Annotated in this window: 25 protein-coding genes, 1 tRNA gene and 1 pseudogene; 16 read left to right on the top strand and 11 right to left on the bottom strand. The window is 50.6% G+C overall.

Translation table 11 applies throughout. The annotated features are described in order from the left end of the window. Window positions 1-203: 203 nt before the first annotated feature. Entirely contained in the window at window positions 204-1562 is a 1359-nt protein-coding gene (gene mltD, locus LVQ76_RS02940; protein ID WP_151995608.1) for a murein transglycosylase D, read from the bottom strand. A gap of 71 nt (window positions 1563-1633) precedes the next feature. Next, window positions 1634-2389 carry a hydroxyacylglutathione hydrolase gene (gene gloB, locus LVQ76_RS02935; protein ID WP_232920907.1) on the bottom strand — a complete coding sequence of 252 codons (756 nt, stop codon included), beginning with the start codon at window positions 2387-2389 and terminating at the stop codon, window positions 1634-1636. Between the two features lie 36 nt (window positions 2390-2425). Between gloB and LVQ76_RS02930 the strand changes: the two genes are divergently transcribed. After that, a complete protein-coding gene (locus LVQ76_RS02930; protein WP_232864037.1) occupies window positions 2426-3193 on the top strand; it encodes a methyltransferase domain-containing protein in 768 nt (255 codons plus the stop codon). Here LVQ76_RS02930 and rnhA read toward each other — a convergent pair. Beyond that, entirely contained in the window at window positions 3141-3617 is a 477-nt protein-coding gene (gene rnhA / locus LVQ76_RS02925; RefSeq protein WP_064516408.1) for a ribonuclease HI, read from the bottom strand. The genes LVQ76_RS02930 and rnhA overlap by 53 nt on opposite strands. 52 nt (window positions 3618-3669) lie before the next feature. Between rnhA and dnaQ the strand changes: the two genes are divergently transcribed. Together dnaQ and LVQ76_RS02915 are read left to right on the top strand one after the other, a co-directional pair. Further along, window positions 3670-4401 (top strand): DNA polymerase III subunit epsilon, encoded by a 732-nt coding sequence (dnaQ, locus tag LVQ76_RS02920; RefSeq protein WP_151995604.1) that lies wholly within the window; start codon window positions 3670-3672, stop codon window positions 4399-4401. Between the two features lie 134 nt (window positions 4402-4535). Next, window positions 4536-4612 (top strand) — tRNA-Asp (locus tag LVQ76_RS02915). Between the two features lie 44 nt (window positions 4613-4656). Here the strand turns inward: LVQ76_RS02915 and LVQ76_RS02910 are convergent. Next, complete coding sequence (locus tag LVQ76_RS02910) at window positions 4657-6150, bottom strand: NCS1 family nucleobase:cation symporter-1 (protein WP_232904212.1); 1494 nt, start codon at window positions 6148-6150, stop codon at window positions 4657-4659. A gap of 221 nt (window positions 6151-6371) precedes the next feature. Here LVQ76_RS02910 and hpxA point away from each other — a divergent pair, with 221 nt between their 5' ends. Together hpxA and puuE are read left to right on the top strand one after the other, a co-directional pair. Beyond that, on the top strand, window positions 6372-7109 hold the full coding sequence (gene hpxA, locus LVQ76_RS02905) for an allantoin racemase (RefSeq protein WP_232864040.1): 738 nt from the start codon (window positions 6372-6374) through the stop codon (window positions 7107-7109). Window positions 7110-7140: 31 nt separating this feature from the next. Next, window positions 7141-8097 (top strand): allantoinase PuuE, encoded by a 957-nt coding sequence (gene puuE, locus LVQ76_RS02900; RefSeq protein ID WP_232864041.1) that lies wholly within the window; start codon window positions 7141-7143, stop codon window positions 8095-8097. 43 nt (window positions 8098-8140) lie between these two features. On the opposite strand, the gene hpxZ is transcribed toward puuE, so the two are convergent. From hpxZ to LVQ76_RS02880, 4 genes are read right to left on the bottom strand one after another with little or no spacing between them, the layout of a single operon-like run. Continuing rightward, the gene (hpxZ, locus tag LVQ76_RS02895) at window positions 8141-8524 is read right to left on the bottom strand and encodes an oxalurate catabolism protein HpxZ (protein WP_232920906.1); all 384 of its coding nucleotides are present in this window, start codon (window positions 8522-8524) and stop codon (window positions 8141-8143) included. 10 nt (window positions 8525-8534) lie between these two features. Beyond that, window positions 8535-9914 carry an AtzE family amidohydrolase gene (locus LVQ76_RS02890; protein WP_232920905.1) on the bottom strand — a complete coding sequence of 460 codons (1380 nt, stop codon included), beginning with the start codon at window positions 9912-9914 and terminating at the stop codon, window positions 8535-8537. Then, the gene (gene hpxX / locus LVQ76_RS02885; RefSeq protein WP_151995598.1) at window positions 9911-10099 is read right to left on the bottom strand and encodes an oxalurate catabolism protein HpxX; all 189 of its coding nucleotides are present in this window, start codon (window positions 10097-10099) and stop codon (window positions 9911-9913) included. The genes LVQ76_RS02890 and hpxX overlap by 4 nt, the downstream gene beginning before the upstream one ends. A 10-nt stretch (window positions 10100-10109) precedes the next feature. Then, window positions 10110-11696, bottom strand: a complete 1587-nt coding sequence (locus LVQ76_RS02880) for a gamma-glutamyltransferase family protein (RefSeq protein WP_232920904.1) — start codon at window positions 11694-11696, stop codon at window positions 10110-10112. Window positions 11697-11812: 116 nt separating this feature from the next. Between LVQ76_RS02880 and LVQ76_RS02875 the strand changes: the two genes are divergently transcribed. From LVQ76_RS02875 to uraH, 5 genes and pseudogenes are all read left to right on the top strand, one after another. Then, on the top strand, window positions 11813-12652 hold the full coding sequence (locus LVQ76_RS02875) for a MurR/RpiR family transcriptional regulator (RefSeq protein ID WP_232920903.1): 840 nt from the start codon (window positions 11813-11815) through the stop codon (window positions 12650-12652). A gap of 190 nt (window positions 12653-12842) precedes the next feature. Beyond that, complete coding sequence (locus LVQ76_RS02870) at window positions 12843-14084, top strand: pyridoxal-phosphate-dependent aminotransferase family protein (protein ID WP_232920902.1); 1242 nt, start codon at window positions 12843-12845, stop codon at window positions 14082-14084. After that, window positions 14084-15340 (top strand): annotated as a pseudogene (gene hpxK, locus LVQ76_RS02865) (allantoate amidohydrolase); the annotation flags it as partial. The gene LVQ76_RS02870 and the pseudogene hpxK, both read left to right, overlap by 1 nt. Continuing rightward, window positions 15323-15838 (top strand): 2-oxo-4-hydroxy-4-carboxy-5-ureidoimidazoline decarboxylase, encoded by a 516-nt coding sequence (gene uraD, locus LVQ76_RS02860; RefSeq protein WP_232904231.1) that lies wholly within the window; start codon window positions 15323-15325, stop codon window positions 15836-15838. The pseudogene hpxK and the gene uraD, both read left to right, overlap by 18 nt. Beyond that, window positions 15835-16170: a hydroxyisourate hydrolase gene (gene uraH, locus LVQ76_RS02855; protein ID WP_232904205.1), complete on the top strand. Its 336-nt coding sequence runs from the start codon at window positions 15835-15837 to the stop codon at window positions 16168-16170. The genes uraD and uraH overlap by 4 nt, the downstream gene beginning before the upstream one ends. Here the strand turns inward: uraH and LVQ76_RS02850 are convergent, their stop codons facing one another. Beyond that, window positions 16171-16938 (bottom strand): amidohydrolase, encoded by a 768-nt coding sequence (locus tag LVQ76_RS02850; protein ID WP_232920901.1) that lies wholly within the window; start codon window positions 16936-16938, stop codon window positions 16171-16173. An 87-nt stretch (window positions 16939-17025) separates the two neighbouring features. Continuing rightward, entirely contained in the window at window positions 17026-19470 is a 2445-nt protein-coding gene (fadE, locus tag LVQ76_RS02845; RefSeq protein ID WP_232920900.1) for an acyl-CoA dehydrogenase FadE, read from the bottom strand. 213 nt (window positions 19471-19683) lie between these two features. Here fadE and lpcA point away from each other — a divergent pair, with 213 nt between their 5' ends. Further along, window positions 19684-20265 (top strand): D-sedoheptulose 7-phosphate isomerase, encoded by a 582-nt coding sequence (lpcA, locus tag LVQ76_RS02840; protein WP_064553165.1) that lies wholly within the window; start codon window positions 19684-19686, stop codon window positions 20263-20265. A 54-nt stretch (window positions 20266-20319) separates the two neighbouring features. Then, window positions 20320-21087: a class II glutamine amidotransferase gene (locus LVQ76_RS02835; protein WP_232864049.1), complete on the top strand. Its 768-nt coding sequence runs from the start codon at window positions 20320-20322 to the stop codon at window positions 21085-21087. Here the strand turns inward: LVQ76_RS02835 and dpaA are convergent. Further along, window positions 21058-21795 (bottom strand): peptidoglycan meso-diaminopimelic acid protein amidase, encoded by a 738-nt coding sequence (dpaA, locus tag LVQ76_RS02830; protein ID WP_232864050.1) that lies wholly within the window; start codon window positions 21793-21795, stop codon window positions 21058-21060. The two genes, LVQ76_RS02835 and dpaA, sit on opposite strands and share 30 nt — an antisense overlap. A gap of 486 nt (window positions 21796-22281) precedes the next feature. Between dpaA and LVQ76_RS02825 the strand changes: the two genes are divergently transcribed. Genes LVQ76_RS02825 through LVQ76_RS02810 form a run of 4 tightly spaced genes read left to right on the top strand, consistent with a single transcriptional unit; the run spans window position 22282 to window position 26285 of the window. After that, window positions 22282-23625 carry a Na(+)-translocating NADH-quinone reductase subunit A gene (locus LVQ76_RS02825; RefSeq protein WP_232864051.1) on the top strand — a complete coding sequence of 448 codons (1344 nt, stop codon included), beginning with the start codon at window positions 22282-22284 and terminating at the stop codon, window positions 23623-23625. A 3-nt stretch (window positions 23626-23628) separates the two neighbouring features. Continuing rightward, window positions 23629-24867 carry an NADH:ubiquinone reductase (Na(+)-transporting) subunit B gene (locus tag LVQ76_RS02820; protein ID WP_232904203.1) on the top strand — a complete coding sequence of 413 codons (1239 nt, stop codon included), beginning with the start codon at window positions 23629-23631 and terminating at the stop codon, window positions 24865-24867. Continuing rightward, window positions 24860-25654 (top strand): Na(+)-translocating NADH-quinone reductase subunit C, encoded by a 795-nt coding sequence (locus LVQ76_RS02815; protein ID WP_034461598.1) that lies wholly within the window; start codon window positions 24860-24862, stop codon window positions 25652-25654. Before LVQ76_RS02820 ends, LVQ76_RS02815 begins: the two co-directional genes overlap by 8 nt. Next, entirely contained in the window at window positions 25647-26285 is a 639-nt protein-coding gene (locus LVQ76_RS02810; RefSeq protein ID WP_232904202.1) for an NADH:ubiquinone reductase (Na(+)-transporting) subunit D, read from the top strand. The genes LVQ76_RS02815 and LVQ76_RS02810 overlap by 8 nt, the downstream gene beginning before the upstream one ends. Window positions 26286-26287: the final 2 nt, after the last annotated feature.

The raw sequence follows: 26287 nt of genomic DNA, 5'->3' as shown, positions 1-26287 counted from the left end.
ATGAGGTCAGGAGACAGGAGGTCAGCGAGGCTTTGAACTTCATCGGGGGCAGTGAGATTGATAATACCGAGAGCTTGTGAAAGTTCCATTTAAAAAGGGTCCATGTTGTGCATGAACCCTTTTTACATGAGCCACCGGATCGGTCAACTGATCCTTAAACGATCGGCATTACCCAAAAAGGTGCCTTTTTCTTTGATTAACAATCAAGTATCAGGTGTAGAGTTGTTGCTAACGAATAGCGTCAACTGATCTCCAGGTTTCAGATCGTCTGTATCGTCGTTCCAGCGCAGAACATCCTTGATGTTCACACCGTGACGTTTCGCGATACTCGACAACGAGTCACCCTTACGCACCTTATAAGTGATGCTATCGTTCTTAGCTAAACTCTGTACGCCATTTTTGACGCTGAGTGTTTGGCCGACTTTAATGTGCGCGCCGCGTATGCCGTTCCAGCTTTGCAAATCTTTTGCACTCACGCCTAAGCGTGAAGCGATGCTCGATAAGGTATCACCTGAACGAACACGGTAAGATTTGCTGCCACCTGCAGTACTGCGGTTATCAGCGACTAGCCGAGGCTGCACTGCTGCAATTTCACCAGAAGCCAAAGAGGCTTTTAGCTGATCAGCATGCTTTTTAGGCACCATTACATAACGCTGATTCTTGCCAACGGTGGAAGTTTTCACCCCGGCGTTGAATGTCTTCAGCGTGCTTAATGATATACCTGCCATTTCGGCAACCTGCGTAAGCTCAACCGGATCACTTACTTCTACGCGTGCTAATGCACGGCTTTCGTCAGTAGTTGGTAAGCGTACGCCGTACTTTTTGCTGTTTTTGAGAATATCACTTAAAGCCAACATTTTTGGTACGTAAATTTTGGTTTCCCGTGGCAGTGAAAGCGACCAAAAATCCGTTGGTAAACCACGAGCTTTATTCGCTTTCATTGCCTTCAGTACACGACCTTCGCCGCTGTTGTACGCCGCTACGGTTAATAACCAGTCGCCGTCAAACATCTTGTTCAGACGCTGCATCATATCGAGTGCGGCAGTGGTGGAAGCCACTACATCACGACGTGCATCGTATGCTTTGGTCTGTTTTAAACCATAATTTCGACCCGTACTCGGTACAATCTGCCAGATGCCAGCGGCATTCGCAGAAGAGGTAGCGTGGGGGTCAAAAGCGCTCTCCACTATGGGTAGCAGTACTAGTTCCATTGGCATGTTACGTTTCTTAACTTGCCCGGCAATCCAGTACATATACGGCTCTGCCCGTAATGTTACATCGTGGAGATAGCTCTTATTCTTCAGGTACTTCTGTTTCTGTTCGCGGATCCGGATATTCTCCGGTACCCCCATCTTTAGCTCGTCGCCAATGAAGTTCCACAAGTTTTGGTTATCCGCGAGGTATGTCCCATCGTCCATCCATCGCGAACCTGTGTACTTTCCTGCTTCACCTTGACCAGCTGCAGACAGACTCTGTGCGTGCTGTTGGATGTTGCCGTCATGCCTTGACGCCTGGCACCCCACAAGCAAAACAGAGGCGAGTAATATCGCTTTTGCCTTCATGTGTGTGTCAAATGGTTGCTTAAAAGACGAGCAAGAATACCTTCCACTTTAAAACAACACAACCAAAAAATTCAGAAGGTATCTTTCTTTGTCCGTAACCAGGCGAATATTTGCTGTGGTTGTTGCAAGTTTGTTTCTTTGTTTATTTTTCTTTTTAAATCAATATCATATGTTCTTAAGAATAAATTTATTTCACGTTCATTTGCCAGAGAACTTGGTAAGGTTGATTGGTTTTTTGCACGTAACTCATTAACTTTTCGACAGTATCGGTTTAACTTCTCATCGTCTGGAAGGATAGATAAGGAAAACTTCATATTTGAAAGAGTGTATTCGTGTGCGCAGCAAATTAACGTATCGGCGGGTAATTTGTTAAGTTTTTGAAAAGAATCATACATATTTCCAGCCGTGCCTTCAAAAAGCCTTCCGCAGCCGCCAGAAAACATCGTGTCACCGCAAAAAAGATAAGGTGCGCTATAGAAACAGATATGTCCTAAAGTGTGACCCGGTGTGGCAATTACAGTAAATTCATACTCCAAAATATTGACCAGATCGCCGTCTTTAACTACCCGGTTCGTTCCCTTATCTTGTGTCTCCTCGGGCCCGTATACCACAAGGCCTGGGTACTTTTTAAGAAGTTCTTTTACGCCGCCAACGTGGTCGTTGTGGTGGTGGGTCAGTAAAATAGCTTCTGGTTGCCAGTGGTTATCTTCAATGGCTTTTAGTACTGGATGAGCTTCGCCCGGGTCGACGATGATGCATCTGCTTTGCTCATCATTCAGAACCCAGATGTAGTTATCCTGGAACGCAGAAATACTGTTAAGATTCATAATTCAACCTCTCTGAATTGCGCTAAGAAGGTAGTGATGAAACCGGCAAGGATACCTGTAAATTTCATTTCACCGCATCATTGGGGAGAACTGCCCTGGGGCGAGTACTACCGTGAGGCGCTGGAATCCCAACTTCAGCCGTGGTTTGCTAAGATGTTTGGTTTCCACTTGCTGAAAATCGGTAACTTAAGCACCGAAATCAACACAGAGGCCTGTGCTATTTCACACCAGGTGAATGTTGCCTTACAAGGCGAACGACTCCAGGTGAATGCCGATCCGCTGTATTTGCCTTTTGCGGGTAAATCAGTCGATGCATGTATGTTGGCTCATACATTGCCGTGGTGCCAGGATCCTCATGGGTTATTGCGTGAAGCTGACCGGGTATTAATTGATGATGGTTGGCTAATTATCAGCAGTTTCAACCCGGTGAGTTTATTAGGTTTAGGCAAAGTCGTGCCATTTATCCGCAAACGTGCGCCATATCGCTGCCGAATGTTTACGCCGATGAGGATGTTCGATTGGCTGGCATTGCTGAATTTTGAAGTGATGCACCAACGCAGTTTCCAGGTTTTACCCTGGAGTAAACAAGGTGGGAAAATGCTCAGTACCCATCTTCCTGCGTTGGGATGCATGCATGTCATTGTGGCGCGTAAGCGGACATTGCCTCTTACGCTCAATCCAATGAAAAGCAGGAAAGCAAAAACGCAAATCCGCTCAGCTGTGGGGGCAACACGGCAATTTCGTGAAGCAACTAAGGCTTCGCCGTCTCTGGCTGATAACCCACGTCCTCGAGAGTTGGATTAGAAGCAGCTTCACGGGCGAGTTCATCACAACGTTCGTTTTCAGGGTGACCGGCATGGCCTTTCACCCATTCCCAACTGATTTTGTGCTCGCTTAAGGCAGCATCCAGTCGCTTCCATAAATCGACATTCTTGACTGGTTTTTTATCGGCTGTTTTCCAGCCACGTTTTTTCCAGTTATGAATCCATTGGGTAATACCCTGACGAACATATTGGCTGTCGGTGCTAAGCACAACGTCACAAGGCTCGACCAACGCCTCAAGTGCAACGATTGCCGCCATCATTTCCATGCGATTGTTTGTGGTCAGGCGAAAGCCGACGCTAAAAATTTTTTCGTGCTGTTTGTAGCGTAAAATAGCACCATATCCACCCGGGCCCGGGTTGCCGAGGCAAGAGCCATCGGTGAAAATTTCTACCTGTTTGCGCATCTCTGGTAGACTTCCTGTGATTAAAAAACCAAGTCTGACATAAACGAGCGCCATGAGCACAGCAATTACACGACAGATCGTCCTCGATACAGAAACCACCGGTATGAACCAAATCGGTGCTCACTATGAAGGGCACCGCATTATTGAAATCGGTGCGGTTGAAGTCATCAACCGCCGCCTGACGGGTAATAATTTCCACGTATACCTGAAACCTGATCGTCTGGTAGACCCGGAAGCCTTTGGCGTGCATGGAATTGCCGATGAGTTTCTGGCAGACAAGCCAACCTTTGATCAGGTTGCTGATTCGTTCATGGACTATATTCGCGGCGCAGAGCTCGTCATCCATAACGCATCGTTTGATATCGGGTTTATGGATTATGAGTTCGGCAAACTCAAACGCGATATTCCAAAAACTAATACCTTCTGCAAAGTTACCGATAGCCTCGCTCTCGCCCGAAAAATGTTCCCGGGCAAGCGTAATAGCCTCGATGCACTTTGCTCACGTTATGAAATAGATAACAGCAAGCGAACGTTGCACGGCGCATTGCTCGATGCCCAAATTCTGGCCGACGTCTATTTAATGATGACGGGTGGACAAACTTCTCTGAAGTTTGCGATGGAAGGGGATGTGCAGCAGCGTAGTGGAGATAACGGAATTCAACGTGTTGTACGCCGCAGTTCGGGTATACGCGTCATTCGTGCCAGCGATGCAGAACTGGAAGCGCATGAATCGCGACTCGACCTGGTGGAAAAAAAGGGCGGAAGTTGCCTGTGGCGTTTATAAAAGCAGCGCAAATGCATTAAAAATCACCGTTTGGGTGAAATTAACGGCAAACGATTAGTTTAATAAGAAAAAACGTTGACGCTCATCAGCCCTATACGTATTATCTGCCTCGTTCCCGACGGGGAACAAAACGCGGAGCGGTAGTTCAGTCGGTTAGAATACCTGCCTGTCACGCAGGGGGTCGCGGGTTCGAGTCCCGTCCGTTCCGCCACAATTAGAAAGCCTGAATCAGAAATGATTCAGGCTTTCGTCGTTTTATTCCTTCGAAACTACAACCTGTCCATTGTATCCCGCAACGTCACTCACTTTATCTGCACGTGCCAACCAGCGATAACAGCCTGCACTCAGGAATGCGCCGATAAACCAGCTAAAGTTAGCCACCTCATGCAGTGCCGGAATAAAGCTGATGATTAAGCCAATGGCAACCGATGGCAGCAGTGCGAGAATCGCTTTTGGGTTGAAACCACTTTTGTACCAGTAGCGGCCTTTTGGCGTGTCATCAAACAGATCGTCGATATAGATTTTGCTGCGTTTAATGATGTAGAAGTCAGTCAGCAGAATACCGAACAGTGGCCCAATAAACGCACCCAGCACATCCAGCGTGTAGTGAATAAGTTCTGGTGACTGGAACAAGTTCCATGGTGTCAGCAGTACAGATCCCACGGCTGCAATCATCCCACCGGTACGGAAGCTGATTTTTTGCGGCGAGCAGTTCGAGAAGTCGAAAGCAGGTGATACAAAGTTTGCCACGATATTAATACCGATAGTGGCGGTGATCATGGTCAGTAAACCGATGGCCATCGCGAGGCTATTGCCCACATGGCTTACCGTTTCGATAGGGTCGGTGATCATTTTGCCAAACAGGGATTGTGTACCGGAAACAATCACCACGGTCACGATAGAGAACAGCAGGAAGTTAAACGGCAGCCCCCAGCGGTTACCACGACGGATCTCTTTCATACTCTTGCCGTAGCGCGAGAAGTCACCGAAGTTTAGCAATGGGCCTGAGAAGTATGAAACGACCAGTGCTGTTGCGGTCAGCATCTGCCACGCCTGCTCACCAGAGCTAAGTTGTTTGCTGGCAAGCGTAAATGAAATTCCGTCAAATCCAGTTTGATACAAAATCCAGCCCGCCAACGCCATCATCACGATGTATACCGCAGGCCCTGCAATATCAATAAATCGTTTGATAGCGTTCATGCCGTGCCAGAACACCATCGCCTGAAGCACCCACATAATGCCGAAGCAAACCCAGCCGAGATGCGACAGCCCCAGGAAATGCCCGGTGGTCATTGGCGCAAGCGAGGGCCAGAATTTCAGCATAACGAGCATCAATGCATTTGCGGCCAGATAAGTCTGGATACCGTACCAGGCGAACGCGATTAACCCGCGTATCACTGCCGGAATATTGGCACCGAACACGCCAAATGCCTGGCGGCAAATTACTGCGTAGGGTACGCCCGCCATTTGGCTAGGTTTTGCTACCAGGTTCGCGCACAGCTGTACGATGCAAATCCCTACCAGCAAGCAAAGCAAAACCTGCCAGCTTGCCAGCCCTAGTGTGAAGAAGCTGGCAGCCACCACATAGCCACCCATGCTGTGAACATCGGACATCCAGAAAGAAAAAATATTGTACCAGGACCATGTCTGGTTGCGCGTTGGCGCCAGATCATCATTACACAGGCGCAGGCTGTAGCCGGCATTGGCGCTCTCGGTCAAAGCTGATGACGTATTTTCATTGTTTGGCATGAAATCTGCTCCTTTAAAAACAGATGCTGACGGAATGTCTGCAACTTTCGTTGCATTAACCGGGCCAAGTTTCATGTTTTGTGGAACAAATGGATTATTCAGGCTTTTTGGTGCATTAATAAGGCCGTGTGATTACTTATTGCGCTTTACTATGGTGCATTTGAACATTTCGTTGCCCGGATCTGGTGCTAAACCGGTTGCAAAAATACAGAGGACTCAACATGACGAAACATTTGATTCAGGTGATTAACCCGAATACTAACGTGGCAATGACGCACACCATCGCGCAAGCGGCGCGCAGTGTCGCTGCACCTTCCAGCGAAATCATCGCGGTTTGCCCATCACAGGGCGTGGAGTCAATAGAAGGACATTTTGATGAAGCGATAGCGGCTATTGGTGTGCTTGAGCAAATCAAACTTGGCAAAGAGCAGGGGGTCAGTGGTCACGTCATCGCCTGCTTTGGCGATCCTGGTTTACTGGCCGCACGTGAACTCGCCAGTGGCCCGGTTATCGGCATCGCCGAAGCTGCGATGCATGTTGCAACTATGGTTGCGACACGTTTTTCTATCGTCACCACTTTGCCGCGCACTGTGATTATTGCGCGTCATTTATTACGCCAGTATGGCTTCGAGCACCACTGCGCAGCGCTGCATGCGATCGATTTACCGGTACTTGCTCTGGAAGATGGCACGGGTCTTGCTCAGATGAAGGTGCGCGAGCGTTGTATACAAGCCATGAAAGAAGATAACAGCGGAGCGATTGTGCTCGGTTGTGGCGGAATGGCTAATCTTGCACGGGAACTGACTGCTGAGTTGGGTATTCCCGTAATTGATGGCGTAACAGCAGCTGTGAAAATGGTCGAGTCCCTCATCGCTCTTGGGCTTGGAACCAGCAAACATGGTGACCTCGCGTATCCGAATAAAAAGCCGTTATCAGGCTGTTTTGACATGCTGAGTTGAAATTCTGGCTCGGCTCATAAGGAACCGAACCATGAATGAAGTACCGAAAACTAAAAACTATCACTTCACTGAAAACTACCCGCGTGACATGAAAGGTTATGCGGGTAAGCCGCCACATGCGCAATGGCCAAATAACGCCCGCGTAGCTGTGCAGTTCGTTCTCAATTTTGAAGAGGGGGGGGAAAACCACGTTCTGCATGGTGACAGCGGCTCGGAACAATTTCTTTCCGATATCATCGGTGCGGCCAGTTTCCCTGACCGCCATATGTCGATGGATTCTCTCTATGAATACGGTTCGCGAGCCGGGTTCTGGCGCATCCATAACGAGTTCCAAAAACGTGGCCTGACCATGACGGTATTTGGCGTAGCAATGGCACTGGCGCGTAACCCTGAAATTGTTGAAGCAATAAAAGCAGCTGATTACGACGTGGTAAGTCATGGCTGGCGCTGGATCCACTATCAAAATCTGGATGAGGCAACTGAGCGCCAGCATATGCACCAGGCCATCGAAATCCTCGAAGATTTGTTCGGCAGCAAACCGCTCGGTTGGTATACCGGCCGCGATAGTCCGAATACGCGTCGGCTGGTGGCGGAAAATGGCAGCTTCCTTTACGACAGCGATTATTACGGCGACGATTTGCCATTCTGGAGCAAAGTTAGCTGTAGCGATGGTTCGACAAAACCGCATTTGGTGGTGCCTTACACGCTTGATGCCAACGATATGCGCTTTGCAACCGCGCAGGGTTTTAACACCGCCGAACAGTTTTATACCTATCTGAAAGACAGCTTTGATGTGTTGTACGAAGAAGGGGAAACTGCACCGAAAATGATGTCTATCGGTATGCACTGCCGTTTACTGGGGCGGCCGGGTCGTTTCAGAGCGTTGCAGCGTTTTCTTGATTATGTGCAACAACATGATGATGTGTGGATTTGCCGTCGTCAGGAGATTGCCGAGCATTGGGTGAAGACGCATCCATATTGTGAATAAATGATGTGGCGGCGGGTGACATTTCGTTTCCCGCCCACGGTCTTTAACCCATCACGCTGACATGTGCGGCGACAATTCGCCAGCCATAAGGAAATTTGACCCATGTTTGCATCTGGCGGCCAATTTTTTCGCTTCCCTCGCGGGTGAATTCAGTGCTGGCAACAGCCATATCATCGCCATAGGTGGTGATGGTGGTATTTTGCAAAAGCCGGTCTAGCCCTTGAGACGAGCGAGCATTTCTGAAAGCTCTTATCTCATCGATACCATAAAGATTTTCACTCGCACCAAAGCGAACGGTACGGGGATCGGCCCAAAACAACTCATCTAAGACCGCAACATCGTTGCTGATCAACGCCTGTTCGTAGCGGTAAAAAGCGGCACTCACCTCATTGACGATTGCCGGGCGATCGATATTGTCACGCATCATAGTATTTACCTTACCTGGTGGTTTTCCCTGCCAGCATACCCTGTATTTCAAGCTGATGGGCTGCTCTCAGGCAGATATCTTCCCGCCATGGTGGTGCAATGAGCTGCACACCGATGGGATGCCCACTTGCAGTCATCAATGGCACCGTGACGACTGGTAAACCAAGGAATGAAATAGGTTGTGTCAACATACCCATGCTGGCTTTCACGGGAAGATCCGTTCCGTTAATTTGCATGGTTTGCTGTCCAATTAGTGTGGCACTACAGGGTGTTGCTGGTGCGATAAGCAGATCATACTTTTCGAAGAGCGGTAAAGTTTTATCCCGGAACCATGATCGGAAGCGTTGCGCTTGAGTGTACCAGGCTGATGGTGTCATCGCTCCAGCCAGGAGGCGTTCACGGGAGTTAAGCTCAAAACGTTCCGCCTGTTCACGTAGTGCCGGTAAGTAATGGTTTCCCCCTTCAGCGGCAGAGAGCAAAAATGCTGCCGAGCGAGCTAATTCAGCTTTAGGCAACGTGATGTAATCCAGTGCTTCAAGCGTTTGAGCCACTCGAGCAACGGCAGTTTTGGCATCGTCATCACACCAAGTCTCAAAAAAACCACCCAACACCGCACAGCGTAAATTCCCCGGCTGTTCCAGTTTATCGGCGAGGGGTTCAACTCCCCGAGTCGATTGGAAATGGTCATTCGCATCCCTTCCCTGAAGCGCATCATAAACCAGAGCCAGATCGTCCACGTTACGCGCCAGCGGGCCGATATGATCCAGGCTTGCAACAAAAGGCTGGCTGCCGCTGCGCGACAATCTGCCGAAAGTCGGTTTCAGACCCAAAATGCCGCATAACGAAGCGGGGACGCGAATCGAGCCGTTGGTGTCAGTGCCGAGGGTAAAATTCACCATTCCAGCCGCGACGGCTGCGGCAGAGCCACCGGATGAACCGCCCGCAATTCGTGTTAAATCATGCGGGTTGCGGGTCGCGCCATAATAGCTATTTTCGGTGGTAAAGCCGTAGGCGTAGGCATCCATATTCAGCGCGCCTGAAAGCATGGCTCCGGCAGCGTTTAATTTTTTAATCGCGAAGGCGTCAGTGCTGGCGGGCGATTGCATACTAAATAGCTCGGCCCCGGCAAGCGTTGTTACGTCTTTAATATCAAAAAGATTTTTTACCGCATAAGGCACGCCAGCCAACGGCGGCAGCGTTTCCCCGCGCACACGGAGTTGGTCAATGGCGGCGGCTTCTTGCAGTAAACGCGAGGCAGTGATTTCCGTAAACGCGTTAATTTCAGAATTGGCTTGCTCGATTTTCGCAAGCGTAAGCTGCGCCAGTTCCTGTGCGGAAAACTTGCCAATAGCTAATCCTTGCTGAATATCGCGAATGGAGAGTGCATTCATAGTTTATAAATCCCCGCGACTTCCTGGCGTTCAGGCAAGGGAAAATCCATGAGCGGTTCTGCCAGTTTCTCCATGCGAGTCAATTGCACTTCAAGTTCCTGGCGGCGTGGCTCATCAAGAGGAACGTCAAGCAGTTGCTCCATGACTTTGATGTACGCGGGCCAGTCGATAGAATTTAATAGCATTTTATTCTCCTTAAAATCCTGCGGCGCTGCCATTGCTGCGTGGATCGTATGCGCCTTCAAGCATGCCGTTGGTGTGGCGCACGATGGCTCCGGCATGGCCAACAGCTTCGCTAAAATCTGGCAATGCTTCGACTTCATGACCCAATTCACGCAGTGATTTGAAAGTTTCCGGGCTAAATCGACCTTCTAATTTCAGGCTGTCGGAGGCTTGCCCCCAGGTTCTGCCTAATAACCATCTTGGCGCGGTTACAGCTTCTTGTAACGGTATGCCCTGAATTACGTGGCGCGTAAAAATAGCCGCCTGAGTTTGCGGTTGCCCGTCGCCACCCATCGAGCCGTAAACCATCGTGCGCCCGTCAGCCAGGCGTGCGGCGGCCGGGTTCAGCGTGTGGAACGGCTGTTTTCCGGGAGCAAGGCTTAATAAACTTTCGGGTTTGAGACTGAACGCCGCACCACGGTTTTGCCACAGTACACCGCTTTTAGGCAGCACCACACCGCTGCCAAACTCGTGGTAAATACTTTGAATAAACGACACCGCCAGCCCGCTGCTATCAATCACCCCCATCCATACCGTGTCGCCGGGGCCTTTGCCGGTTCCCCAGTTGGCCGCTTTGGTGTCATCAATTTCTGCGGCAAGAGCGGCAAGGGGTTCTGGCTCCAACAGACTTTGGATTGAGGTCGTAATGTGGCGCGGATCGGTGATGTATTGGTCCCGCAGTGCAAAAGCCTTTTTAGTCGCCTCAACAATGCGATGAACAGTTTGAGTTTCGTTTGCCTGCACCATATCTAAATGATCGGTGATCCCGAGGATCGCCAACGACACCAGCCCCTGAGTGGGTGGCGTCATATTATAAATATCACCCTGCTGGTGGCTAAGATGCAGAGGAATACGGCGTTTAGCACGCTGTGCCGCGAGATCCTGCAAATTTATCGGCATCCCTAAATCCGCTAACTCTTCGGCGATTAGCGCGGCTAACGGCCCGCGATAAAAGCTATCAAGACCTTCAACGGTCAGGCGTGTCAGCGTTTCAGCCAGTCGCGGTTGGGTAAAACGACTGCCTGCATGGGGTATTTCACCGCGATTTAAAAAAGTCTCAGCAAAACCGGAGATATTAACCAGCTCGTCGTATTTGCTATGGGTCGCAAGCGTTTGAGATTGGGTCACCGGAATGCCATCAGCCGCATAGCGAATCGCATCGGCAAGTAAGCGCGAGAGCGGCAGTTGCCCACCACCAAACTGTGCGGCAATTTTTAGCGCTTCGTCCCAACCGCTAAGGGTTCCAGGCACGGTTAACGCGGCTTTGGGGCCACGATGAGGAATCGATGTTTCGCCTGCGTAAAATTCCAGCGATGCGAGTGATCCCGCAGCACCGCTGGCATCAATCGCAATCGGCTCACCTTCCGGCGGTACTATCAACCAAAAACCATCGCCGCCAATGCCATTCATGTGAGGATAAACCACGGCGATCGTTGCCGCCGCTGCCACCATCGCCTCGATGGCATCACCACCATGGCGCAACACGGATAATGCGGTTTCACTGGCTAAGTGGTGCGGTGTAACGGCCATACCGGAAGGTGCCATATTGCTTTGCATCATCGTTTTATCTCTCAGAACGGAAGCTGGGTAATATATTTAAGCAAGAGATGTTCCAGGTTGACGCGGTTTGTTTCACTGTGTCAGGCTCGAATGAAACAATAGTTACAGAGGTCATAATGAAACAATTAGACGAGCGCTTAAGAGCGACATACGAGCAGCTTTCTCCGCAGGAACAGCGAGTTGCTGCTTTTATTGTCGACCATTTTGATGACCTGATTAGCTACAACAGCGCTGAGTTGGCCCGTCTTTCTGGCGTATCTAAAGCCACTGTGAGTCGTCTATTTAAGCGCCTGGGTTATGACCGATACAAAGATATGCGTGAAGAACTGCGAACCTTGCGTCAGAGCGGAATGCCCCTGACGGAAAACCGCGATGCAGTACAAGGTAACACGTTACTGGCGCGGCATTACAAACAGGAAATGGCCAACCTGACACAGTGGGTTAGCTTGTTAGATACTCAACAATTTATCGATGTAGTCTCGGCACTTACTTCAGCAAAACGTATTTTTATTATTGGTTTACGAAATTCATGGCCTGTAGCGATGCACCTACGCCAGCAGTTACTACAGGTTCGTAGTGATGTCTGGTTATTGCCTCAACCAGGGCAGACGCTGGCAGAAGAGGTGGTGGATATCAACGAACATGACTGCGTTATCGCTATCGCATTCCGCAGGCGACCTCGCATCATTAAGCCACTGCTGGCCAATTTACATAAGCGGCAGGTACCTCTGCTGGTAATGAGTGAAGCACAGGGTTCCGGCCTGACCCCATACTGCCGCTGGCACTTTGCGGCACCGCTGGATAGCGTTTCAGCTTTCGATAGTTATAGCAGTGCGATGAGTCTGGTGAATCTGTTATCCAATGCCGTACTCCACGAAGCGTTAACCACTGGTCGTCAGCGCATTCATCATATTGCCGAACTCTATACTGAGCTTGATGAGTTAGAACAACGCTAGCGCACCATGATGGTGCTTTTGCACACATCGTGGGAACCATTCTGGTTCATTAACCTGGTCAGATAAGTATCATCATTTACGCTAAGTATCGGCTTTTGTTTCTTTGCCACTGATGAAAATGAATGGCACATTAGTTGCAGAATATTTTTATAAAGAATCTTTTGTTTCATATAGAACTAAAGGAAATGCCATGTTAGATATTCAGCACTTCGCGCAAATCAATCCACCACACCGTTTGTTGATGGGGCCGGGTCCAATCAATGCCGATCCCCGCGTATTACGAGCTATGGCGAGCCAGTTGATTGGGCAGTATGACCCGGTGATGACTGGCTATATGAATGAAGTAATGGTGCTGTATCGTGAGCTTTTCCGCACGCAAAACCGCTGGACGATGCTGGTCGATGGGACTTCCCGTTCTGGTATCGAAGCGATTCTGCTGTCAGCGATTCGTCCGGGCGACAAAGTTTTGGTGCCGGTATTTGGGCGTTTCGGCCATCTATTATGTGAAATAGCACGTCGATGCCGTGCTGAAGTTCACACCATTGAGGTTCCCTGGGGCGAAGTGTTTACCCCGGATCAAATCGAAGATGCCATCAAAAGTGTTAAACCACGTTTACTGTTGACCGTTCAGGGCGACACTTCCACGACGATGTTGCAGCCGCTGGCTGAGCTGGGCGAAATCTGCCGTCGTCATGGGGTCTTGTTCTATACCGATGCAACGGCTTCCTTTGGTGGCAATGTGCTTGAAACGGATGCCTGGGGATTAGACGCAGTTTCCGCAGGACTGCAAAAATGCCTCGGCGGCCCGTCTGGCAGTTCGCCGATAACTCTCAGCGCACAGATGGAAGAGGTGATCCGCCGCCGAAAATGTGTTGAAGAAGGGATCCGTACGGCTGCGCACCAGGACGGAGATGACGAAATGATCTATTCGAATTATTTCGATCTCGGCATGGTAATGGATTACTGGGGGCCGGAGCGTTTGAACCACCATACCGAAGCCACCAGCATGTTGTTCGCTGCCCGTGAATGCGCGCGCATTATTCTCGAAGAAGGTTTGGATGTTGGAATCGCTCGTCATGAATTGCATGGGAGGGCGCTGGTGGCCGGTATACAAGGTATGGGTCTGGAAACCTTCGGAAACCTGCAACACAAAATGAATAACGTACTTGGCGTGGTGATTCCATCAGTGGTTCACGGCGAAGAGGTGCGCAAAATGTTGCTCGAAGATTTCCATATCGAAATCGGCACCTCTTTCGGCCCCCTGCAAGGCAAAATCTGGCGCATCGGCACCATGGGTTATAACGCGCGTAAAGATTGCGTGTTGCAAACTCTGACTGCACTTGAAGCAGTATTGAACCGGCTTGGTTTCAAAACGACGCAAGGGGCGGCGATGCAGGCTGCGTGGGATGTTTATTCACAAGGAAAAAGCTGATGGTAAAACTTGTGATGAATGCCGCCGAAGCCAGCATTGCTGCTAAGCGCGTGATGCAGCGAGCGGATGAACTGGCGCAAATTAGTGAAACGCCAGGCCAACTCACGCGTGTGTATCTTTCCCCTGAACATCTACGCGCTAATCATCTGGTGGCAAACTGGATGGAGCAGGTCGGGATGACTACCTGGCAGGATGCCGTGGGCAATATTTGTGGGCGCTACGAAGGGGCAAGTGAAGGCGCTCAGGCCATTTTGCTGGGCTCTCATCTCGATACTGTGCGGAATGCCGGTCGTTACGATGGCATGTTGGGTGTATTGGCTGCGTTGGAAGTAGTCGGTTATTTATACCATCACGATCTTCAGCTCGAACAGGCGATTGAAATCGTTGGCTTTGGAGATGAAGAGGGCACGCGTTTTGGCATCACATTATTAGGTAGCCGTGGGGTGACCGGAACCTGGCCGGATAACTGGCTGGCATGTGTTGATGCTGCAGGGATTAGCGTTGCACAAGCATTGGTCAATGCCGGTTTTGACCCTTCACGAATTAAAAGTGCTGCGCGTAGTCCGGAAGAGTTCAGCGCCTATCTCGAATTGCATATTGAACAAGGGCCGGTGCTGGAGTGTGAAAATCTGGCGCTCGGCGTGGTGACCGCCATTAACGGCGCTCGCCGTTTGAAATGCCGCTTTGTTGGCGAAGCAGGGCATGCAGGCACGGTGCCGATGACTATTCGTAAAGATGCGCTCGCGGCCGCCGCTAATTGGATGACTTACATCGAAAGCGCGACTGCCATTTACGCCCCAGATATTGTTGCGACAGTCGGCTCGCTGCAATGCTTGCCGGGCGCGGCGAATGTTATTCCAGGTGAAGTCCTGCTCACGCTGGATATCCGTAGCCCGAGAGATGCAGATCTGGAAGCATTGCTGGGAAGCTTGTTAAGCGAAGCGCAGCAAATCGCCGCTCAACGAGGTGTGACGTTCGACTCTGAAATCTATTATTCGATTCCCGCCACGCCATGCGACGCGGGTTTACAGCGCCAGTTAACATCAGCCATTGCTTCGGTGCAGGGGCGTAGTTTATCTCTGCCAAGTGGCGCGGGGCATGATGCGATTGCGATTGCTGAACAGTGGCCGGTGGGTATGTTGTTTGCGCGTTGTGACCGTGGAATTAGCCACCATCCTGCAGAGTCAGTGATGGAAGTTGATGTGATGCAAGCTGTGAGGGCTTATACGCAAACGGTTATGGCATTGGCTGCGAAAAATACCCTGATTGAATTTAACGATGGCTCAGAGAATGAAGCCCTAAACCTGATAGCGCCATGTGTGGCAATCCCTGCATGGACCGAAAAGCTGGTAGCAGCGCGTCCATATTTAAACGTTGACGTGTTACAGCATTACGCTTCGCAACTGACGCTGGACTGGGGAGGGGAGGAGTTGGATCATGCGCTGGCGGCACATCCGCGTATCGGTGAAAAAGCACAGGGCGATGGCAAAGAAGCCCTATTTTCTAAAGGCGAGCAGTCTGCTGTAGATACGCAAAATAGCGCGTTAACTCTCGCACTGGCACAGGGTAATGCTGAATATGAAGAGCGGTTTGGGCGCGTGTTTCTTATTCGTGCGAAAGGGCGAAGTGGTGAAGATATTCTCACTGAACTCCATCGCCGCCTGAACAATTCCCCTGCACAGGAAGAAACTGAAGCGCTGGAGCAATTACGCCAAATCACGTTACTACGTCTGGAAGGAGTATTTGCCCAATGAGCCAACTGAGTACTCATATTCTTGATACGGCACTGGGTAAACCAGCCGCGGATGTGGTGATTTACCTTGAGCACCAAACTGCAGGAAACTGGGAACGGATTGCGCACGGAGTCACTGATTCTGACGGGCGCCTGAAAGATTTCACTTCGGAAGAGTTGATGCCAGGGCGCTATCGTCTGAGCGCAGAGATCGGTTCATATTTTGCAAAAACGCACCGAGAGACGTTATATCCCACCGCGCAAATTGATTTCATGATTACGCAACACGGCGGGCATTATCACCTGCCGTTTCTGATTTCCCCGTGGTCGTGGTCGACCTATCGGGGAAGTTGATTACAGGCTAAACGGATCTGCGTCTTGCCAGGCGGGGAATTTCTCGCGGTATTCCTGTAAAGCGATCAGCGATAAATCGGCGTCGAGGCGCATCGCCTGATGGGCTTCACCGTTTGCCAGAATTTCGCCCTGTGGATTAATGATTTTGCTGTCGCCACGGTAATGATGCCCGTTGCCGTCGGTGCCGACGCGGTTGCAGCCTGCCACATACGCCTGGTTTTCAATGGCGCGAGCCACCAGCAAACTTTGCCAGTGCAAAGAGCGCGGGGCAGGCCAGTTCGCCACATATAACGCCAGATCGTAATCGTTGCGGTTGCGTGAAAATACCGGGAAGCGTAAGTCGTAACAAACCTGCGGCAGAATGCGCCAGCCACGCCACTCGACGATGACACGCTCGTTACCGGCTTGATAATGATGATGTTCATCCGCCATGCGGAACAAATGGCGCTTATCGTAGAAGTGGACTTTGCCGTCGGGCTGTACCAGCAGGAAACGGTTTACCGGCCCGCGCTCGGTTTGCAGTGCCGCACTTCCGGCGATCATCGCTTGAGTTTGCTGGGCTTTAAACTGCATCCAGTCGATGACTTCTTCTTCAGCAAGCGATTGTTTTGCGGCTTCCATTGCAAAACCGGTAGTGAACATTTCCGGCAGGATAATCAGGTCGCGGCCGTGAATGTCGTCTAACAGCACGTCGAAATGACGCAGATTTGCCGCGCCGTCCATCCAGACCAGCGGTTGTTGCAGAACGGTGATTTTCAAACCAGACACAATCGGAAGCCTCATGATAAGCAGTGATTCATTCACTTTAGCATGAGTAGAAAAGAAAAAACCCCGCGAACGGGGTTTTAGGAAGGCTTATGCCGCTTCAATCTTACGATGCTTTTCCGGCACCTTTACCGGCATGGTTGCCAGCTCCTCCGGCTCAAATTCATCGACGTTGATACTGCGCAGACGGCTTGCTTCAGCTTTGGTGAGAGTCGCCGCTTCTTCCGCGTTGATTTTCCCTTCTGCCAGCCACTGTTTCGCCTGCTCATCAAGACGGGTGAACGACAGGTTACGCCCGGTTTCTTTGCAAACGCGCAGGTGGATTGGCTCAGCAGCCATCACGTCCATCAATGCTTCTTCCAGCAGTCCAGCCGGGTTGAACTCGCTTGGTGTCAGATACTGACCGCGACCGATACGTGAACGGGTAGCGGATGGGATCTGCATAATCTTCGCCAGTTTATGGTCCAGCTTGTCCGATGGTGCATCGTAACGACGGCCCAGTGGGAAGATAACCACGCGCAACATGCCAGCCACAAACGCATTCGGGAAGTTACGCAGCAGGTCGTCAATCGCTTGCTCGGCTTGATACAGCGCATCCTGCACGCCCCAGTGAACCAGCGGTAAATCCGCTTCGTTACGGCCTTCATCGTCATAGCGTTTCAGCACGGAAGAGGCGAGGTACAGCTGGCTTAACACATCACCCAGACGAGCGGAGATACGTTCGCGACGCTTGAGGCTACCGCCCAACACCGCCATGGAAACGTCTGACAGCAACGCCAGGTTGGCGCTCAGGCGGTTCATATACTGGTAGTAGCGTTTGGTAGAGTCTTTGGTCGGCGTAGCGCTGGTCAAACCGTTGGTCAGGCCGAGCCACAGGCTGCGCATTTTGTTGCTGCCGACGTGGCCGATATGCTTGAACAGCAGCTTATCGAACGCGTTGACGTCGTTGTTTTGCGCCGCATTCATCTCGTCGAGAACATACGGATGGCAACGAATGGCCCCCTGGCCGAAGATAATCATGCTGCGGGTCAGGATATTCGCGCCTTCAACGGTAATCGCGATCGGTGCGCCCTGATATGCTCGCGCCACAAAGTTGGAGTTGCCGAGCATAATGCCTTTGCCGCCGAGAATATCCATTGCGTCGAGGATCGCGCGCTGGCCGCGGTGGGTACAGTGGTATTTCACGATAGCCGACAACACAGCCGGTTTTTCGCCGAGCATAATCCCGTAAGTCACCAGAGAAGCTGCGGCGTCCATCACATAAGCGTTACCGGCAATACGCGCCAGTGGCTCTTCAATCCCTTCCATTTTACCGATAGAGATCCTGAACTGGCGGCGAATGTGCGCGTAAGCACCCGTTGCCATCGCCACAGATTTCAGACCGCCAGTAGAGTTGGATGGCAGGGTTATACCACGGCCAACAGACAGACATTCCACCAGCATACGCCAGCCCTGACCGGCCATTTTCGGGCCGCCGATGATGTAATCAATCGGTACGAAAATATCTTTCCCGCGAGTTGGACCATTCTGGAATGGTACGTTAAGTGGGAAGTGGCGTTTGCCAATTTCTACGCCCGGCGTGTGCGTTGGGATCAGCGCACAGGTAATGCCGAGTTCTTCTTCATTGCCCAGCAGTTTATCCGGGTCAGACAGTTTGAAGGCCAGACCCAGAACGGTAGCAATTGGTGCGAGCGTAATGTAGCGCTTGTTCCAGGTCAGACGCATACCGAGGACTTGCTGGCCTTGCCATTCGCCCATGCAGACAATACCTGTATCAGGAATTGCACCTGCATCGGAACCTGCCTCTGGGCTTGTCAGTGCAAAGCATGGGATCTCTTGCCCACGCGCCAGGCGTGGCAGGTAATGATCTTTCTGCTCGTCAGTACCGTAATGTTGCAGCAATTCGCCCGGGCCTAATGAGTTAGGCACGCCGACGGTAATCGCCAGAATCCCGGAAACCCCAGACAGTTTTTGCAGCACGCGAGATTGTGCGTAAGCAGAGAACTCGAGGCCGCCGTACTCTTTCTTGATGATCATCGCGAAGAAGCGATGTTCTTTTAAATATGCCCACAGTTCTGGCGGCAAATCGGCCATTTCGTGGGTGATCTGGAAGTCATTCGCCAGACGGCAGGCTTCTTCAACCGGGCCGTCGATAAAGGCCTGTTCTTCTTCAGTCAGTTTTGGCTGCGGGTAGTTGTGCAGCTTTTCCCAGTCTGGTTTACCGCGGAAAAGATCGCCTTCCCACCAGGTGGTACCAGCATCGATAGCTTCTTTTTCAGTACGCGACATCGGCGGCATAACTTTACGGAAGCTGCGGAAAACAGGAGCTGAAATCAGAGATTTACGCATTGGCGTAAAGACGAACGGTACCAGAATTATCGCGAGTGGAACCAGTACCCAGATAGACCAGATACCAGCAAAACCAAGCGCGGCTGTCCACGCCAGTAGAATTGCGCTACTGAGCAGCAAATTGACCTGGTGATAGAAAAGCACACCGAGGAGAACAACGGTTGCGACAATACTCAAAATCAACATAAAGGAAACTCCCTTGCTTGTAGGAGGTCTGACCACTTGGATGTATTGGTTTTAGTTCATGTGGTTTTTTTTAGCAATATATTCACAAAATAATTACAACTCAGCTCACATTGTTACCGCACGGAACAGCAAAAGCAGGAGGATATGGCGCTTCTCGCGCTATCCGGTAAACTGCTGGGGTTAATCAATCGAAAAATACTGAAGGACATCCTCATGTACCAGGATCTTATTCGTAATGAATTGAATGAAGCGGCTGAAACGCTGGCTAACTTCCTGAAAGATGACGCTAACATTCACGCCATTCAGCGTGCGGCGGTGCTGCTGGCTGATAGCTTCAAGGCAGGCGGTAAAGTGCTTTCTTGCGGCAACGGCGGCTCACATTGTGACGCTATGCACTTTGCTGAAGAACTGACTGGGCGTTATCGCGAAAACCGTCCGGGTTACCCGGCGATTGCGATTTCTGACGTTAGCCACATCTCTTGCGTGGGCAACGATTTTGGCTACGACCACATTTTCTCTCGTTACGTTGAAGCGGTAGGTCGTGAAGGCGACGTGTTACTGGGGATCTCCACTTCAGGTAATTCTGGCAACGTAATTAAAGCCATTGAAGCGGCGCGTGCGAAAGGCATGAAAGTCATTACCCTGACCGGGAAAGACGGCGGCAAAATGGATGGAACTGCGGATGTTGAAATTCGTGTTCCACACTTTGGCTACGCTGACCGTATTCAGGAAATTCACATCAAAGTGATTCATATCCTGATTCAGTTGATTGAAAAAGAGATGGTTAAGGCTTAACCAGTTCCCCTCTCCCGAAACGGAGAGGGTTGTATTAAGTTGTGGGAGGTTAAGATGTGCGAACTGCTCGGGATGAGCGCCAATGTGCCGACGGATATTTGCTTTAGTTTTACCGGTCTGGTGCAGCGTGGCGGGGGAACAGGGCCGCATAAAGACGGCTGGGGTATTACTTTCTACGAAGGTAAAGGCTGTCGTACGTTCAAAGATCCGCAACCGAGTTTTAACTCTCCCATCGCAAAACTTGTGCAAGATTACCCGATCAAATCTTGTTCAGTGGTCGCGCATATTCGTCAGGCTAACCGCGGCAAAGTGGCGCTTGAAAATACCCACCCTTTTACGCGCGAGTTATGGGGTCGTAACTGGACCTATGCCCACAATGGCCAGCTCAAAGGGCATCGTTCACTCGATACCGGCCCGTTTCGCCCGATTGGTGAAACCGACAGCGAGCAAGCATTTTGCTGGCTGCTTCATAAATTGACGCAACGTTATCCACGCACACCTGGCAATATGGAGGCGGTGTTCCGCTACATCACCGAACTTGCGGTGCAATTGCGTGAGAAGGGCGTGTTCAATATGTTGTTGTCGGATGGGCGCTACGTGATGGCGTTCTGTTCCACCAATTTATACTGGATAACCCGACGGGCACCGTTTGGCGTGGCAAAACTGTTGGACCAGGATGTGGAAATTGATTTTCAGGAAGAGACCACACTCAACGATGTGGTCACTGTAATTGCGACTCAGCCCCTGACTGGCAACGAAACCTGGCACAAAATTGCACCAGGTGAGTCTGAACTATTTTGTCTCGGGGAGCGCGTAGTTTGATGCCAACTGCGGTTGCGTCGATGGCGTAACCGGCTTACTAACCACGTAATTACCGCTAACAACTGAAACGCCCGGCGGCTGGTGATTCGCCATGAAGTAGTCATAACCCGGCTTCAGTTGTTTCCAGAAGTCGATGTAGTAAGAGTACTTGTGACGCTGCATATTGGCATCTGTCATGCGGAACGGATAGATGCTGACCTGTACGCTCGGCTGGCCGAAGACCAACGCGCCGGTCACAAACTGGAAAATCTCATCAATGTTGGTGTCGGTCATGGCGTAGCAGCCGACGGACACACAAGCACCGTGAATCATCAGATATTGACCCTGATAACCATGCTGGCGATCAAACTCGTTCGGGAAGCCGATATTAATGGCTTTATAGAAACGGCTGTCGGGTTTGAGCTGGCTGCGGGTCACGTTATAAAAACCTTCAGGACTTTTAAAATCACCCTGACGCTGTTTTGGACCTAGCCCACCGGAATAGTTACAGATGCTGTAGCTGTCGAGTAATTGGAACTTCTCGCCCATCTTCACGTATAACTCTAGCGTGCGCTCTTCCTTAAATATCTGAATATAAACCGGAGAGCCCATAAGTTGTTGCTTGAATTCTTTACTGACAGGCGTGTTAGACGAGTTGCCGCTTAAAAGGCTGGCAAACGACATGCACGGTATCAGAAGCATCGCAATAATAAGTGCGATCTTACGCATACTGCTTGATTCCTTGATAAAGCTTAGACCAAATGCCAGGACGGCAAAAAGAGACCCGAAATCAGATTACTCTGTATTAGGAGCGCTCACATTAGCATCGTTATGAATTTTCGCAACCCTAAAGCAGAGCGTATTAAGCTATAAAATTGGACTTTATAGAATACTTTTGGATAGCGGGAGAGCAAGCGTTTTGCGTAACAGCTCGCATTGCTGGATATCTCTATGCTGATTTCTGCCCCTTCAGCGGGCTAATGATGCTAAAATCCTTCGCGAATGTTGACCTGCGGATATGAAAGGAAACTATCCATAAGTCAGTTGTTCCGGTTACTCGGGCGACTTATACCTCCCTCTCGTAATAGTGAATGGATGCGTTTCCTGTTTTATCTGCCTTATATGTCGCATCGGTTGAACCCTTATTCGACCCATCCGTTGTCGGCTACAGTTTTTTGTCGGTATGTTTAAGCCAATTTTAAACGTGATAACCTTATGATAAAAATCAAAAAAGGTCTGGATTTGCCTATTGCCGGTTTACCGGAACAGCAAATCCATGACGGCCCAGCGATACCTTTCGTGGCCCTGCTCGGTGAAGAGTATGTCGGCATGCGCCCTTCTATGCTTGTGCAGGAAGGCGACAAGGTATTGAAAGGCCAGCCTCTCTTCGAAGATAAAAAGAACCCTGGCGTGCTCTTTACCGCTCCTGCGAGTGGAACGGTCACGGCGATTAATCGTGGTGAACGTCGCGTACTGCAATCGCTGGTTATTGAGGTTCAGGGTGATGATCAGGTCGTTTTTGAACGATTTGCACCAGAAAACCTTGGCAAACTCCCGCGTGAAACAGTTCAGGCACAACTTCTATCTTCGGGCCTGTGGACTGCACTTCGTACGCGACCATTCAGTAAAGCACCGCAGCCTGCGAGTGTTCCCGCGGCCATTTTTGTGACCGCTATTGATACCAATCCGCTGGCGGCCGATCCGCAACCTATTATTCGTGCACATCGCGAAATGTTTGACGCGGGCTTAACACTGTTGTCACGGCTGACTGATGGAAAAGTCCATGTCTGCCAGGCTGGTGGCGGTAAATTGGGCGGCCATGCTTCCGGACAAGTGACGTTTAATGAATTTGCTGGCCCTCATCCTGCTGGGTTAGTGGGCACACACATTCACTTCCTTGAGCCCGTTAGCCTGCAAAAAACGGTATGGCATCTTAATTACCAGGATGTGATTGCCATCGGCAAATTGTTTGTTGAAGGTGAATTGTGGACCGAACGTGTTATTGCGTTAGCCGGTCCGCAGGTTAAAAAACCACGCCTGATTCGCACTCGCTTGGGGGCCGGTCTGGAAGTACTCACAGCCGGTGAGCTGGAAGAAGGTGAAAACCGCATCGTATCCGGTTCTGTATTAAGTGGAACCATGGCCGCTGGTCCTCGTGCCTGGCTTGGTCGTTTCCACCTGCAGGTCACGGTTCTGAAAGAAGGGCGTGAAAAAGAACTATTTGGCTGGGTAATGCCGGGTGCCGATAAATATTCAATTACACGCACCACGGTTGGCCACTTCCTGAAGCGCAAACTATTTAACTTCTCAACCGATACCAATGGTGGCGAACGCGCAATGGTGCCGATTGGCAACTATGAACGTGTCATGCCGCTGGATATTCTGGCCACGATGTTATTGCGCGACTTACTGGCAGGAGATACTGACAGCGCTCAATTGCTGGGGTGTCTGGAGCTGGATGAAGAAGATTTGGCGCTTTGTACCTACGTTTGCCCGGGGAAATATGAGTATGGCCCGGTGCTACGCGAGGTATTAACCCGCATCGAGCAGGAAGGATAAGTCATGGGCTTGAAGCATTTATTTGAAAAACTAGAGCCGCACTTCACACAAGGCGGAAAGCTAGAAAAGTACTATCCGCTCTTTGAAGCGACGGCGACTCTGTTTTATACGCCAGGTATCGTTACGCCTGGCGCCTCCCACGTTCGTGATGCTATCGATCTGAAGCGCATGATGATCCTGGTGTGGTTCGCTGTATTCCCGGCAATGTTCTGGGGCATGTACAACGTCGGGCAGCAAACTATTCCTGCCCTGAACAAGATGTATGGCGCAGAACAACTCCAGCAGGTGATTTCATCCGACTGGCATTATGTGATTGCGCAGTGGCTGGGAGTGAACTTTACGCCTGATGCTGGCTGGCTCAGCATGATGACGCTGGGCGCTGTCTTCTTCCTGCCAATCTACATCACGGTATTTTTGGTAGGCGGTTTCTGGGAAGTGCTGTTCTCTATCATTCGCAAACACGAGATTAACGAAGGCTTCTTCGTGACTTCGATTCTGTTTGCGCTGGTGGTGCCACCAACTATGCCTTTGTGGCAAGCCGCCCTCGGTATCAGTTTCGGTGTGGTTATCGCCAAAGAGATTTTCGGTGGAACAGGCCGTAACTTCCTGAACCCTGCACTGGCTGGCCGTGCATTCCTGTTCTTCGCTTATCCAGCGCAAATCTCGGGCGACCTGGTGTGGACCGCGGCTGACGGTTTCTCTGGAGCAACTCCGCTTTCACAATGGTCCCATGGCGGTGGTGAAGCATTAGTCAATGTTGTTTCGGGCCAACCAGTGACATGGATGGATGCTTTCCTCGGCAACATTCCCGGTTCGATTGGTGAAGTCTCAACGCTGATGATTCTGATTGGCGGGGCGATTATCCTGTTCGGTCGAGTCGCATCCTGGCGCATCGTTGCGGGCGTTATGCTCGGTATGATTGCCACAGCAACTTTGTTTAACTTCATCGGTTCTGAAACCAACCCGTTATTTGCGATGCCGTGGTATTGGCATCTGGTGCTGGGTGGTTTTGCTTTCGGCATGATGTTTATGGCGACCGATCCGGTTTCGGCATCGTTTACCAACAAAGGTAAATGGTGGTATGGGGCACTCATCGGCGTGATGTGTGTGTTAATTCGAGTTGTAAACCCGGCCTATCCAGAAGGGATGATGCTGGCGATTTTGTTCGCCAACCTCTTTGCACCGTTGTTCGATTACCTGGTGGTGCAAGCCAATATCAAGCGGAGGAAGTCGCGTGGCTGAAGTAAAAAGTAACGATAGCATTGGCAGAACACTGCTGGTGGTGCTGGTGCTTTGCCTGGTTTGCTCCGTTGTGGTGGCGGGTTCTGCTGTTGGGCTTAAAGCTCGTCAGCAAGAGCAAAAAGCCCTCGATAAGCAACGTAACATTCTTGATGTTGCGGGCTTAGCCACACCAAAAATGACAGGTGAAGATGTTAAAGCAGTCTTTGAATCACGCATTACACCGCGTTTGTTGGATTTGAAAAGTGGCGAGTTACTGGATAAAGACTCGTCTAAATTCGACCAGGCGGCAGCATTACGTGACCCTAATCAGAGCAAAGCACTCACATCTGACGAAGATCGTGCCGGGATAAAAAATCGCAGCAATATTGTTGAGATTTACCTGGTGCGAGATGAGCAAAACAAAATCCAGGAAGTTGTCTTGCCCGTGTATGGCAAAGGCTTGTGGTCGATGATGTATGCCTTCGTTTCTCTGCAAACCGATGGCCGTACGGTTAAAGGCATCACTTACTATGACCAGGGTGAAACCCCGGGTCTGGGCGGTGAAGTTGAAAACCCGAACTGGCGTGCGCAGTGGATTGGCAAGAAGCTGCTTGATGATAATGGCAAGCCTGCAATTCGTGTTGTGAAAGGCGGTGCGCGTCAGGGCGATGAATACGGGGTAGATGGTTTATCCGGTGCCACGCTCACAGCAAACGGTGTACAACACACTTTTGATTTCTGGATGGGTGAACTCGGTTTTGGTCCATTCCTGAAACAAGTACGTGAAGGAGCGCTCAACAATGGCTGATATTTCAGACATGAAAGAGGTCAAACGGGTACTGGTTAGTCCTCTTGTGGATAACAACCCGATTGCCTTGCAAATACTCGGTGTCTGTTCGGCGCTGGCTGTAACAACGAAGCTGGAAACAGCATTCGTAATGACCATCGCGGTAACAGTGGTGACAGCGTTCTCCAGCATGTTCATCTCGATGATCCGTAACCTGATCCCAAACAGTGTGCGAATCATCGTACAGATGGCGATCATTGCTTCGTTAGTTATCGTCGTAGATCAGGTTCTGCGTGCTTACGCCTACGAGATCTCCAAACAGCTTTCGGTATTCGTTGGCCTAATCATCACCAACTGTATTGTGATGGGGCGCGCCGAAGCCTACGCCATGAAGTCACCGCCTCTGGCGAGCTTTATGGATGGCATCGGTAACGGCCTGGGTTATGGCGTGATTCTGCTGCTGGTTGGTTTCCTGCGTGAGCTGATAGGAAGCGGCAAACTGTTTGGTATCACGGTGCTTGAAACGGTTCAAAACGGTGGCTGGTACCAGCCAAACGGGATGTTCCTGCTGGCGCCGAGTGCGTTCTTCATTATCGGCCTGTTGATTTGGGCACTGCGTACGCTGAAGCCTGCGCAGCAGGAAAAGGACTAACT

It is taken from the genome of Buttiauxella cochleicola (assembly GCF_021283185.1).
In the GTDB taxonomy this organism is placed as follows: domain Bacteria; phylum Pseudomonadota; class Gammaproteobacteria; order Enterobacterales; family Enterobacteriaceae; genus Buttiauxella; species Buttiauxella massiliensis.
The sequence above is the reverse complement of the archived record's forward strand: the minus strand, read 5'-3'. Positions and strand labels throughout refer to the sequence as shown.